The sequence below is a fragment of the Cryomorphaceae bacterium 1068 genome, from assembly GCA_027214385.1.
In the GTDB taxonomy this organism is placed as follows: Bacteria; Bacteroidota; Bacteroidia; order Flavobacteriales_D; family Cryomorphaceae; genus JAKVAV01.
The window spans coordinates 11,694-25,182 of the sequence record JAPVXR010000013.1 but is presented as its reverse complement, the minus strand read 5'-3'; the positions used below and the strand labels follow the sequence as shown (position 1 = coordinate 25,182).

General features: G+C 41.2%; 12 protein-coding genes. 8 read left to right on the top strand and 4 right to left on the bottom strand.

Features of this window, described 5'->3' with window-relative positions:
• Positions 1-114: 114 nt before the first annotated feature.
• The 4 genes from O3Q51_14470 to O3Q51_14455 all read right to left on the bottom strand — a co-directional run bounded on the left by O3Q51_14470 (position 115) and on the right by O3Q51_14455 (position 5,986).
• Complete coding sequence (locus O3Q51_14470; protein ID MCZ4410023.1) at positions 115-1,428, bottom strand: MFS transporter; 1,314 nt, start codon at positions 1,426-1,428, stop codon at positions 115-117.
• Positions 1,425-2,060, bottom strand: coding sequence for a hypothetical protein (locus tag O3Q51_14465; protein ID MCZ4410022.1), 636 nt, complete (start codon positions 2,058-2,060; stop codon positions 1,425-1,427). The genes O3Q51_14470 and O3Q51_14465 overlap by 4 nt, the downstream gene beginning before the upstream one ends.
• Complete coding sequence (locus O3Q51_14460; protein ID MCZ4410021.1) at positions 2,057-3,265, bottom strand: hypothetical protein; 1,209 nt, start codon at positions 3,263-3,265, stop codon at positions 2,057-2,059. The genes O3Q51_14465 and O3Q51_14460 overlap by 4 nt, the downstream gene beginning before the upstream one ends.
• Before the next feature lie 93 nt (positions 3,266-3,358).
• Entirely contained in the window at positions 3,359-5,986 is a 2,628-nt protein-coding gene (locus tag O3Q51_14455; GenBank protein ID MCZ4410020.1) for a TonB-dependent receptor, read from the bottom strand.
• 256 nt (positions 5,987-6,242) lie between these two features.
• On the opposite strand from O3Q51_14455, the gene O3Q51_14450 reads away from it, so the two are divergent.
• The 8 genes from O3Q51_14450 to O3Q51_14415 all read left to right on the top strand — a co-directional run bounded on the left by O3Q51_14450 (position 6,243) and on the right by O3Q51_14415 (position 13,484).
• The gene (locus tag O3Q51_14450; GenBank protein MCZ4410019.1) at positions 6,243-7,265 is read left to right on the top strand and encodes a LacI family DNA-binding transcriptional regulator; all 1,023 of its coding nucleotides are present in this window, start codon (positions 6,243-6,245) and stop codon (positions 7,263-7,265) included.
• A 460-nt stretch (positions 7,266-7,725) separates the two neighbouring features.
• Complete coding sequence (locus O3Q51_14445; GenBank protein ID MCZ4410018.1) at positions 7,726-7,938, top strand: hypothetical protein; 213 nt, start codon at positions 7,726-7,728, stop codon at positions 7,936-7,938.
• 277 nt (positions 7,939-8,215) lie between these two features.
• The gene (locus O3Q51_14440; GenBank protein ID MCZ4410017.1) at positions 8,216-9,514 is read left to right on the top strand and encodes a hypothetical protein; all 1,299 of its coding nucleotides are present in this window, start codon (positions 8,216-8,218) and stop codon (positions 9,512-9,514) included.
• A 75-nt stretch (positions 9,515-9,589) separates the two neighbouring features.
• Entirely contained in the window at positions 9,590-10,096 is a 507-nt protein-coding gene (locus O3Q51_14435) for an ATP-binding protein (protein MCZ4410016.1), read from the top strand.
• 100 nt (positions 10,097-10,196) lie between these two features.
• Positions 10,197-10,670 (top strand): SRPBCC family protein, encoded by a 474-nt coding sequence (locus O3Q51_14430; protein MCZ4410015.1) that lies wholly within the window; start codon positions 10,197-10,199, stop codon positions 10,668-10,670.
• Positions 10,671-10,970: 300 nt separating this feature from the next.
• On the top strand, positions 10,971-11,462 hold the full coding sequence (locus O3Q51_14425; GenBank protein ID MCZ4410014.1) for a hypothetical protein: 492 nt from the start codon (positions 10,971-10,973) through the stop codon (positions 11,460-11,462).
• A gap of 8 nt (positions 11,463-11,470) precedes the next feature.
• Complete coding sequence (locus tag O3Q51_14420) at positions 11,471-11,845, top strand: hypothetical protein (GenBank protein MCZ4410013.1); 375 nt, start codon at positions 11,471-11,473, stop codon at positions 11,843-11,845.
• 61 nt (positions 11,846-11,906) lie between these two features.
• Positions 11,907-13,484 (top strand): PQQ-binding-like beta-propeller repeat protein, encoded by a 1,578-nt coding sequence (locus tag O3Q51_14415; protein ID MCZ4410012.1) that lies wholly within the window; start codon positions 11,907-11,909, stop codon positions 13,482-13,484.
• Positions 13,485-13,489 lie beyond the last annotated feature (5 nt).

The window sequence follows — 13,489 nt, the reverse complement described above, 5'->3', positions numbered from 1 at the left end:
TCTGCTCTTACCGCGCGCTATTTTGAATAAGCCCTATTTTGGTAATGGTCTTTGCAGTGAAAGTACTAGGCCCCTTTCAGACCTACTTAAACAATTATGCAGTTCATCAACGCACTAATTTTCTGCTTTCTTTGAAACGAACTTATTTGATGCCGCTGCAAAAAGTAGCAGCACACCTGCAAGGAAAAGCGCGTTTCTCGGATCGCCCGTCAAGAAGTTATCATAAAACAGAGGTACAGTCAGCATGCTCAAGATTTGCGGTACCACAATGAACATATTAAAAATACCCATGTAAACTCCCATTCTTTTGGCAGGAACGGCTCCTGCAAGCATCACGTAAGGCATAGCCATGATTGAAGCCCAGGCAATACCTACCAGACCCATCAGTCCGACAAGGGCCTTTGGTGAATTTGTGAATTGCATAGCCATAAAGCCCAATGCACCGATGCTGAGGCAAATGGCATGTGTGGCCCTGTTACCTATCTTTCTTGACAAGGCGGGGATGAACATAGAAAAAACCAAGCAAGCGCCGCTAAATACACTAAATCCAAGGTTTCCAAATTTAATTCCTTCTTCAAATGCTTCTACTCCTGGATCCGAAGCTCCAAAACCATGTCTAGCCATAGAGAGTGAATAGTATTGCCACATCAATGGCAATGAGTACCATGTGAAGAATTTTACCCACCACAATTGTTTCATGGTTTTGGGCATTTCTTTGAATGCGGCAAAGATTTCTGCCAGTGTGCCTTTTCCATCAGAAGCTTTAAGTTCTTCTTCCTCTTGGGTGGATGGAGGAATTTCTTTTGTGGTAAATACAGTGACTAGAACGGTGACCAGAATAGTTGCAGCGCCTACGTAAAACGATAGTTTCACGAAAAGTGGAATCTGTTCTACTTCTTCTCCCACCGTATAAAGCAGCCCCAACGCACCCAAAATAAAAGGCATGAGGTTAGCCAGAATTTGCCCAAAGCCAACAAACAAACTCTGGACGGCAAAGCCCAAAGAGCGCTGCTTGCTATTGAGTTTATCCGCTATCAAAGCTCTAAAGGGCTCCATGGTTACATTAGCCGCACCATCGAGCAACCAGAGCAAAGCGGCCGCTTGCCAAAGCTGGGTGGAGTTTGGCATTAAGATGAGGGCAAGGCTGGTAGCTATGGCACCAAATAAAATGTAGGGTCTCCGACGGCCCAAGAATTTATGCCAGGTTTTATCGCTCATGGCACCAATAAAAGGCTGGACAAGCAACCCTGTGATGGGTCCGGCCAACCAAAGAAACGGAATTTCACTCTCGTCGGCGCCCAAATAGCGATAAATGGGGCTCATGTTGGCCTGCTGCAGGCCGAAGGCATACTGCACGCCCAGAAAGCCAAGGCTCATGTTCCAGATTTGCCAAATCGAAAGGCGCGGTTTTTCAGCTTGTGTAGTCATAATCGTTCGGCTTTATAGTTTTTGCGAATCACAATGTCGGCATGAGCTGCCATCGGTGAGATGAGACCGTGTTCAATCTCGAGCACTCTCTCGATGAAGTCTCCTGCTACATCGCGGTTTCTTTCCAACCTACTTGTAAGCGTGTCTTTATAATTACGCACCATGAAAATGCGGGTATCCGCTCCGCTAAGCGCAAAACTGTAAGTTCCTTCGACAATCAGTGTTTTATAAGCGGCAATATTGATACTTTCTTGGAGTATTTCGTTCTCCTTGTAATGCACCAAAGGTTTAGTGATTCGCTCGGCATTGGCTTTGAAGCCATCAATGTGCTTTTGCATCAAATTGAGGTTGACTTCATCCATACCTACGCGGCTTATATCTTTTAGCCTTTCGTCGTGATTGGTAGCAGGGGGCAAATGAAAATAATCGTCTTGATGAATGACCATCGCGTCTACGTGGTGTTCGAGCAACACTTTTTGAAGCGAAACAGCTGTCACGGATTTCCCACTTCCAGACTCACCCGCAATCAAGATCACGCGTTTTTTGTCAAAGAAAAGATTCCCGCAGAGTGAAACGATTTCTCGCGCAGTGTTTACGTACTCAGGTTTGATATTAATAACATCGCCTATCATGAAAGGATGTGTTTTAATCGATCAAAATCACCACTTACAGCAAGATCTGAAAGAAGCCAGCCCGAGGCGGAGTAGCACAATTGCTGAACTCCTTGAGCTTGTCCTTTCTCGGTGTCAAAGTATTCGAAAAAGCGGTAGGCAGGTTCTTCGCGTTCTAACGCCTTGGTCATGGATTCATGAATAAGCGTGGCTATTTCAGGTTTTTCCTGATAGGCCATTGCCAAACACATGAGTCCACTAAAAATAGGCCATGATCCGCCGTTATGAAAGTGATACGGTTTGTTTTTAAATCGGTAATTGTAATTGTCTTTCAAAAATGACCACTCAGCGTCTTTTGGTTCAATCACGGGCCAGAATGCCGGTATAAGTCTTTCGGGTAAATCTTCCGAAAGACCGTGTAAGAAGGCTTCTGTTTGATCTTTTTTCTCCGTGAATCCCAAGAGCAAGCCCAATGCATTTCCCGCACAATCCCATCTGGTATCATACCCCATGGGGCCAATCGATGCAAAAAGATATCCTGGGTCACGCCCTACTCGTGCATAGGCCTCTTTGTGGTAGCGTGGGGTATCGTGATCTGTGCTATACCAAAAGTTTTGTTTTATTTTCTCTTCTACTCTGCCTGCTTTATCTGTGAGTTGTTTGTCGGCGAGAACACTTGCAGCCAGTTTAAGGCCCCATAACCTCAAAGTATTGTCATAGAGCGTATGTCCTTGGATAACATATTCATCTGCCCAGTTTCCACCAATGGGCGTGTAAATTAAATTACCGAGATTCATCTCCCAAATTTCCATTACACCAATGGCTTTCAATACCTTCTCTTCGAGGTTCTCCACGTTCTTCAAAAGCTGCGGATAATCTTTTAGCAATAAGAGTGCTCCAATGATCCACCATGCCGTAGCATCAACTCTTCCCGCCGTACTCCCAAAACTCACAGTGGGTTTTGACTCAACACCAACGTTGGAAGGAATGATTCCCGACTGATCCTGATACTGACCCAAGTAGTGGATGGTTTTGGCCAGATGTTCTATGATATATTCATCTCCGATTGTTATACCTGTAATTCCCGTCATGATTCCATCACGCGCCCAAATGCGGCGATAATTATCAGCCTGCTGAGCACTAGCTGCAATGCCTTGAGGCAAACAAGAACCATGAAGTACTTCTATGGCCTTCTCTCTGATAGTTTGAATAGGAATCGGTTTCATTCAGGCAGCGTTTTTAAATAAAGTCGACAAAAGCCACATGGGAATGGATACCCATGCGACTTTTGTCTACCTAACTAAAATCAAAAATCCAATTTAAAATCTGAGCATTACAGATGCACTAAGGTTGCGTCCGACTATGCTTCTGGCGCGAACAAAGTTTACTTGGTTCTCTCCTATAGCACCTTCTTCAGCTTCCGTAAGACCAAGTGTGTCAAAGATATTATTGCCCTGTACAGATACCGATAAGTTCTTGTTCAATTGGTAACGAATGAATCCATTCACAAAGGCATAGCCAGGCATCCAGAGCTCATTGTTGTCCTGAGTGTAGGCTCCTGTTTGGCCAATAATGGTAGCACCGATATTGAGCTTTTCTGTAAACCGATAAGTAGGAGTTGCAAAGTACATCAATGTAGGCTGACGTCTTGGAGTGTTTCCATCATTGTCGCCTGACTCAATAGTTGCTTCGGTGTAAGTAAGTCCACCCCGTATCTCAAATTTGTTATAGTTGATTGCACCTTCCACTTCGAGTCCGTATGCTTGGTAATTGTTATCGATAATATTTTGAGTAGTTAACTCAAATCCTCCTTCTTCAGTAGTCTGTGCGTAAAAGGCAGTCACAAATAATGCTGCATTTTTAAAGTTTTTCTTCCAACCAATTTCACCTTGATCGATCATATCGAGTGCATTGATTTCTACACCACCGCTGTAGGGTAGATTTTGGAAAAGTATTCTATCTGCTTTTGCAGAACCACCTCGACTGAAACGTCCGAATACGGCTTGCGTCTCATCGATTTTATAGTTCGCTCCCAAGGAGAATGAGAGGTATTCGTAATCATAGTCAACCGGAGTCCGTGCTTCATTGTCAATAAAATAAACATCCTCTTCATAAGCCGATATGGTGCTGTCATTATTCATATCAAAGGGACGAGAAGTTCCACCTGCAAATGAACCGCTTACAGAACCCATGTCATAGCGCACTGATCCATCGATGTAAAGATTCTCATTCAATTTGTAAGAAACTGCTGCATACGGTGCACTGGTATTGTGCTGGGTATCATAATTGCGGTGTAGATTTCCCCAAAAAGGTGTTCCGTAAGCATATAGTCCATTTGTGCTAAATTCTGTCCCGTCTTGTCCTGTTACGTTGACCGGACGTGCATCTTCTCCGTTGACGTCGAATAGATAGGAGTTCCATAACCAGGACATGGATATATTTTGCACCGATCTGTAATACCCGAAAGTAAGATCTAAATTATCTATGCTCTTTTTGATTTTAAGGTCATTGGCAAAAAGGTTGAAGTCATTTAGCTCGGTGTCAAAAACATGAAGTCTCATCAAAAGGTTGTTGTCCGCATTTCCATTTCCAAACTCACTTCCATCGGCATATTGAAGTTGTGCTCCTGCACCTCCAATGGATTCAGCTATCGCCGTTGCATCGCCTACTTCTGAAGGAAAAGGGGAAACAAAACGGCCAGAGTTAAAAGCCATTCGCGTGCGGTTCTCAATACTCCATCCCTCACCTAAGTCTGAAACGAATTCAGCTCCGGCCACATTTGACACGGGGTTCATTCCATCCATAACGTTGCTTCGTCTCAAGTCACCCGCAGGTCCAGTAGTCAAGTTTGACGTTAAGAATGGCGTGTGAATGGTACCGCTTCTGGCATCAAAGCCCGGTATATTTTCCCAAGTCGGATCGGCATTGGTACCGCTCACTTGAATAGGCATTGGGAGATAAGCCGGAGTGCGATCGTTCAAGTGCTTGTAGTATACACGTGCATAACCGCTCTTGAAGCGACGGGTAAGGTTCGCTTTAATTTGCCCACCTTGATTTGCTTTGTAGCCTGCTTCGCGCACTCCTTCGCCTTGACGCATGAAACCACCGATGTGAAAGCTCGTCTTATCGTCTATAGGAGCACCGTATTCAAAATCAGTACGGAAATTATCGTAATCCAATCCTACGCTGGTTATCAAGGATCCACCTGCTATTGCACCCGTTTTGCTAATGAAGTTTACGATACCCGCAGGGGAGTTGCTCGCCATGGTCGATGCTGATCCACCTCGAATAGCTTCGACTCGCTGTATTGTTTGGTCAGCACGCAAAAAGATATCAGCCGTTCCGAAAGAGATATCACCGAATTGAAGAATCGGCATACCATCTTCCTGTAGTTGAAGGTATTTAGAACCTCCCGATGAAATAGGAACTCCTCTTACCGTAATGTTGGTATTACCTTCTCCTGCTGAAGCTTCAGATCGAATACCGGGAATGGTGCGAAGTAACTCTGCAGTATTGGCTGCATTCTGGTCAATCATTGCTGCAGGTCGAAGAGTAGTCATCGATACTGAGCTTTCCAATTTGGAAACTGGATTTGAAACTCCCGTTATAACCAATTCGTTAAGGCTTAGGGCGTCTTTTCCCAAAACTATTGCTAGCGTTACGGTCTGACCCGATACTACACTAACCGTTTGTTCATCACTTTTGTAACCAATTTGATTCGTAACGAGAGTGTAATCGCCGGCAGGCAAGTCCTTAATCTCAAAGTTACCGTCCAGATCGCTAACTGCACCGCCACCGGTCTCCTTAATTTGTATTGTCGAAAACGGCAGTGGTCCATCCTCACTGCTGACTGTTCCGGTAATATTGCCTTGTGCCAACGCAACATCGCTCAAAACAATAAATAGAAAGGCAAGAAGTACTTGGGTTAATTGTACATTTTTCTTCATTCTTGTTTGGTGTTTGTTTGACACAAATCTATGTGATTACCCATATGAATACGCTAGAAGCCAAGCGCTTGAAATTTCTGCAATCGGTTGTGCAAACGATTGCGGTTGATAAGTATGCCAATATTTCGTTCTATTGTTCATATCTTTAGAAGCAGTCGCGAGTGATTATTAGGAACATTTGCTGTACCGCATACACTTCAGTCAAGTTGGGAATGATGAAATTCTACACTATTGTCAGGGTAAGCAAACGAAAAGCATGAGTCAAAAAGTAACCATTAAGGATATCTCAAAGATGGCAGGAGTCAATCCATCTACTGTTTCGCGAGCGCTTCGAGATCATCCCGACATCAGTGACGAGGTGAAAAAGACTATCAAGGATATTGCAAAGGCCCTCGATTACAGACCAAATAAGATGGCCTCCAATCTGAGAAGCTCTTCCAACCCTACAATTGCACTCATCATTCCTGAGGTAAACATGTTCTTTTTCCCCTCGGTAATAAATGGAGTGACAGATGCTGCTGCCAAAGCAGGTTACCATGTAATGGTTTTGCAATCCAATGAACAACTGGAGCGAGAGTTGGAGAATCTTCAAATCTGTATTGATAACAGGGTAAGTGGAATAGTTATTTCGTTGAGCTGTGAGACGGAAGAACTCACCCATATTGAGCGAGCCATTGACCATGGGATTCCGGTCGTATTTTTTGATAAAGCTCCTAGCAATGCCACATTTGATATCATAAAAATTGACGACGAGAAGGCTGCTTACAGCGCCGTGTCATCCTTAAAGGAAGCAGGGTGTGGCAAAATAGCGGGCATTTTTGGTCACCCTGCCATGAGCATAACGATTGAAAGAGAACGCGGGTATTTGAATGCGGTAGAGGATTTTGGACTCGTTGATGTCGGTACTTCCCACGTTCATCAGGTGAATGATGCTTACAAAAGTGCCCTCGATTATGCTGCGCAGGGTATAGATGGAATTTTTGCCATGAGCGATGAAGTGATTTCGGGAATTGTCCCTGCATTGAAATCATATGGAATGGCCATTCCCGATGATTGTCGCATTATGGGAATATCAGACGGGAAGTTGCCCTTTTTCTTTACGGAACCAATTTTCTTTTTGCACCATGATGGTTGCCGTGCAGGAGAGCTATCGGTAGAACGTCTCATTATGCGCATGGAGGGTTCTAAGGCACCTATTCAAAATCAAATCCACATTCTTGATACTCCGCTGATGAGTAACATGAAATCAGATTTGTTAACAGAAGATTTTCAGCAATAGGGAACGCTGTTTTCAACACAGACTGAAGCCAGAGGAGGAGCAAAGATTCGACAGAACTGTTGCATTAAATCAATTACCACAAATTTTTATACGGTCCTGCTCCCGAAGATTTCTAGCTTTAACGTTCTGAAGAGGAGCTTCTGGGGTTTATTCTTTCGCGATAAGGAACAACTTCACTTTTCAGTTTTTTAAAATACCGTTCCACTGGGTTTACTTGCTTCGCTGCGTGAGAACGCTGCGCTCAGTAGCAACCCTGCGGCGATCCCTAAGTATCAATAACCTGAAACCAACATATACTTAAAAGCGCATTTTCATAGCAAGTGCCGCAGGGTTGACACCAAGTCACAACGGAGCCTGCCGCTAGGCAGGCGCGCTCAGCTCACCATTCGTGGCGTAAAAAAGGCGACCCTAAAAGACGCCAAGGATCGATTCAAAGACAATCACTTTATCAACGGCATCGATGGCCGACAATGGCCAGACCGTGCACTTGCTCACCTCTTTTGGGCTGGAACTCCTTTTGGAAATCACCGATGACTTCTCCATCACCTTGACCGATCGCGGCGCATCTGATTTTGGCCGAGGCATAAGCCCGGGCAAGCACGGCTTTACCAAAGAGGAATGGGAGGCCTATTTGAAAGAAGTGAAGTACATGCCCCAAAACGACGGGCAGTAGTGACCTTAGCGGCACCCCATCCCACCGACTTTTCCAATCTTATCAACACCTGATTTTCCTGTAGTGGGTATTTCTTATCTTGTGGTGCCGACCAAAGCTGATTGAGGAAGAGTGAGATTTTTCTGGGGATGTTTTGGGAGTGATAAAACGATGGTGCTTGTTGAAAGTCAATAAGACCATAAGCTGAATAAGTGCAACAGAGTTGCGCTTATCTGCGAAATATAGAGGTAAAGTGCAACTGGTTGCACTTATCCTATTGTTGGGCACAATTTGAAAAATGAAAGAGCTTACAATTGAACATAACAGCTGCATAATTTCTTCAAATCTATTGGATGAACTTGATTACTTTATTGGTGGATATGGTAAGCCAACCGTTGAATTTATCTTCAATTTCAACGCTTTCGTTGAATCATACCTATTATCTAGTCATTTCATTGTAACTCGAAGAGAACTAGAGCATATTAATATTACTCGAGAGGTACTTTTTCCTCACGGTAGACCAATCTTTGACATGCTTTCTAAATCGAAAAATATATCAGTTGTCAGCGGGTTTGGTAATAATATTACCCAGTGTGTATATGTTGACAAGGTTGAAAAAAACGATGAAGAAACTGCTCGAAAAGCTGTAGAAGCCTTTCGCCAAAGAGATTCAAAAAGAATTAGAAACAACTTTATTCTTTCGGATTTTACCAAGCCAATAAGTAGCGTGAAAACATATTCTTTGGGTTTTGCAGGAAAGGATCAACCCGAATTTGGAAGTAAGAGCCAAGTACTCATTGGTGAAACAACAAATCAACCTTTCGAGATTGTAAAATCGTTTTTCAATACTATAACAAATCATAATGTCCAAGCTGCTTTACCTGTATTTACATACCAAGAACAGTTAAAAGAACTTGGCAAAAAGGCAATTTCAAAAGAGATATACACTAAGCTAAGTGAACTTCAAGGCCAAAAGATTCAAGATGCAGAAAATCATTTTGGTACTGAACTTCAAGCGATTCCACCATTGGTTAGCATTGTACTTTCCAAAACAAAGACGATTGAGCAAATTCCTGATGTACTCTGCGAATTGAGAGAAGACTTTACTGAATTCAGACTTTGCTGTGAAAAGTTTGAAAAGTCACTCAATGAAGCTAGTACAATAAAAGAACAGGTAGAAGCTGTAAAGCAGTACAAGAAATTTTGGGCTGCTTTAGTAAAGAAATACAATGATGAGTCAACACGTCTGATGTTTAGATTCTTAGATGTGGCGAAGGATTCAAATTATGAAAATTCAATCGACAATTTGATTGACAACCAATCTGTTGAAGAAGTTCTTAAAGACTTAAATCTTGGAAAAGTAGCAGGCAAAGCAGGGTTTCTAGCTTGGGATAAAATTAAAGAGAAGCGGATTTTAAATAAGTTCAAAGGAGTAGTAGATCTATGGTCATTACTCGAAAGCTCTCCGACAATAGATAAGCAAATTAAGGATATTGAAAGAGTTTTTAAAACGACAATTGACCGAAGTAGACTGACTGTTGCCAAAAAATATCTAGAAAAAATAAAAACTGTGCCCAACACAACCTATAAGCAATAGCGCCCTGCGGGACGCTACTGCTCATAGCCAAACCGTTAGGTACAAGCAAGAAAAAAACATAATATAAAAAACTGAATGAGTAGAATACATATTGTTTTTGGACCTCAAGGGGCAGGAAAATCGACATATTCAAAGAAATTAGCAGATGAAGTTAAAGGAATTCATTTGGGAATAGATAATTGGATGTGGAAATTGTATGGAGATGATCTTCCTAAATCAATGAATCTAAAATGGATTATGGAAAGAGTTGAAAGATGCGAAAAACTAATATGGGAATTATCAGAAGATATATCTAATCGAGGATGTGATGTGATACTTGATCTTGGATTTACTAAGCGAGAGAAAAGAAAATTATTCCAGCAATTAGCCGAAGAAAACGGTAAAGAGATTCAATTACACTATGTGTCTGCAAAACATCCAATTAGACGAAAACGAGTTTTAGATAGAAACGTGAATAGAGGTGAAACTTTCTCATTCGAAGTAACACCAGGAATGTTTGATTTTATGGAAGGGGAATTTCATAAAGCAACAGAAAGCGAATTAATGAATGCCGTAATAATAGATACCAACCCTGAAGAATAAGAGCCAGCACATCACATTAGATAAAAGTAATAGCTCCTTCGCCGCTACTACTCTTATCTTTCACCGTTAACATTCAACTCCACCACACTGTAGGTCGACGATGCCAAGGATTGAACTTCAAACAGAAATAAAGGCTGACATAGAAACAGTGTTTGACCTTTCCAGAAGCATAGACCTGCACAAGCTCTCGACCCAACAAACCAATGAGACGGCAGTGGCGGGAAAAACCAGCGGGCTGATTGGCCTTAACGAGACCGTTACCTGGAGAGCGAAGCACTTCGGTATTTACCAACACCTCACGTCAAAGATCACGGCTTATGATCGCCCGACATATTTCGTAGACGAGATGATCAGCGGAGCCTTTAAACGGTTCAAACACGAGCACCGGTTCAGCGCAACGGATGGAGGAACGCTTATGACGGACATCTTCGACTATGAGTCCCCATTCGGTATCTTAGGAAAGCTGGTCGATCAACTCATACTCGAAAAGTACATGACCAACTTGCTCACCCAACGAAACAGCGTGGTGAAAGAAGTGGCTGAATCAGGAAAACGGAAGGAACTGTTGGCATAGCCCTTCGATACCCTCTCTTCTAAGGCTACCCCTCCCCGACTTTTCAAGTCTTATCCACAACCGCTTCGAACTGAAGCGGTTTTTCTTATTTTTGGAATAGCCAAAACCGAATAGAAGGAGTGAGGTTTTTCTAAGGATGTTTTGGGGGTAGAATACTAAGGGTGTTGTTGAAAGTCAATAAGCCCATAAGCTGAATAAGTGCAACTGAGTTGCGGTTATTCCCCAAATACTAGGGTAAAGTGCAACTGAGTTGCGGTTATCTACTTGTTGTGCGTCATTAATAGAAACGAAGAATAGAGTATGATAAGACTGATTATTGATAAACTTGGAAGTGGACACGATGACCTCTTTTTAAAAATTGACTTGATGCCAAGTTTTTCGAGAACAGCCGACAGTTATTATTTGCTTGACTTTTTAGAAATTGATGAATCCGAGCTTGAAAAGTTGAAAGTTAGTGATGATTCAATTTTATCCTTTGGTGCAATCAAACTTCTCGACTATTGGACAGATAGAATAAAAACAATAGAAAAAGGACAAGCGAAATTTATTCCGTTTGACCTGTGGGACGATTACATTGGTGGATTAAGAATTGAAAAAACAAAACTTGGATATAAAGTCAACATTATCTCGACTGACAAAATTCACGGATATGGGGCTGGTAAGTCTAACCTTGATAAGCAAATTGAAGATAGTAAATTGACTTTTATAGAAGATGAAAAAGCAGAATGGTTGATAAGTGAACAGGCAATATTTGAAGGACTTGAATGGAGTAAGAACGAATTGAAAAAATAAAGGACGCAGTGACTACTCTCAAACAAGTACAGAAGGAATTCAAAGAAAGACTGCCAGAGACTTTTCGACAGTTCTTTCGATTATGTTATTGGGAAAAGCCGCCAAATCTAGTTGGGACCGATTTGTTAAATTCAGAGTCAGAGCTTAAAACATGGGCAGTTGAATTACTTGAAGAAAATGGCATAGAAAATTTCCTAAGTGAAACGGATTGTGTCTTTATGATGCATCAAGGTTATCAGTTTTGGTATTTTGCTGTAGAAGGAAATGATGACCCAGATGTTTTTCATTACATGGAAGGAGAGATTACGCCAAAATTCAAAATGGACTTAAATTCATTCCTGAAAGAAATAAAAAAAGAAAAACGACCGCACAACAACGTGTAAAATGCATAGCTTCCTAACGTCAGCTAGGACATCTTACACAGAACGTTGTCCATAATTGAGCATGAAGAAAAAGAGAAACTTATTATTACTTCTACTATTGCTAATTTCATTTGGTGTTGGAACTTACTATGTTCTAGAGTTTAATAATAAAGAAGTAATAGTCACGGAAGTTGAAATAACGAAAATCACTGAACTACCCATTGATTCAGTTTTCTCTAAAACAATCGATTTCAAATCTGAAGTAATTAAATTTAATAATGATACCATGTTAAAGTTTGAGACTAATTTCAAACAGGGACATGTAAAACAAGGAAGTCTTGATGGTTATCTCACAAAACGCTCTGATGGATATACTATAAAGCTAAAAAGCAATACACCAATTACAACCCCTACAATTGTTGAAGACAACCTTTATGTGTCAGGTGGATTTGGAAGCAAATCATACTTCTGCTTCAAAATTCAAGATGGAAGTTTAATTTGGGCAATTGACCTTGATGATGATGGACCTTCATCTGCAATAGTCATAGGGTCTCTGCTCGTATTTAACACTGAATCATGTACGATTTTCGCTGTTGATAGATTTACAGGTGAAATGGCTTGGTCTCATTGGTTAGGCGACCCACTTCTTTCTAATCCAGTTGCTTCCGAAAATCGAATTTATACAACATATCCAAGTCTTAAGGTATATACTGATACAACCCTAACAAATGATTACAAGAAGATTAAACCATCACATCCGTTTATTTGCTTGGATGCGTCCAACGGTAGAATAATTTGGCAAAAATGGCTTGACGGAGATGTTCTAAAAACACCTGTTATTGTTGAATCAAATATTTACTTGACAACATTTCCAGGTACACTATATAAACTAGATAAGACAACAGGAGACATTATCTCTTGTTCTTCGCTTAAAGCAACTTCACCGCCAAGTTTTTCAGAAAATCGAATATTGATAACTAGACGTTCAGATGATTCAACTGGAGTTAAAGAATCAATTGCTATCCTAGATGCAAAATCTCTTGAGTTTATTAAGGAATTTGAAAAGACAAAAGCCCCATATCTTGACTATTCTGTACAAAAAAAGTCAAAATTGAAGACTAAATCAGATAGCTTGGATTTAGGAAATGGTTTCATTGGTGGAGCACCTGTTACTTCTGGATGGAAATTGGCAAGTTCAAATATTGGACAATCCAATGTAGCATCTCTTCAACTTTTTCAACCATCGTTAGTTTCGGTCTATAAAAGCAATGTGATTTGTTTAATGGGAGATGTAATTAAATGCGTTGACCCACTTAATGAGAAAGTGCTTTGGAGCTATAAATTTGATATTGACCAAATAACTGAAGGAGGTTCAGTTGCCAGCACGCCAATAATTACAGGAAATAAACTAATCACGGTAACTTTAAAAGGTGAATTACTAATATTGAATTGTGACAATGGAGAGGTATTGTTTAAAAAAGAGACAAATAAGACTGTCCGTTCTTCCCCTGTTATAAAGGATGGGATAGTATTTATTCCTACGACAACAGGAGAATTAATAAGTGTTAACACCAATATTAGTGGACTTGAAGATTATCCAATGTTCATGAAGAACTCTCAACACGATATAAATAAAAACTATGGACAACACGGTATATAAATCAT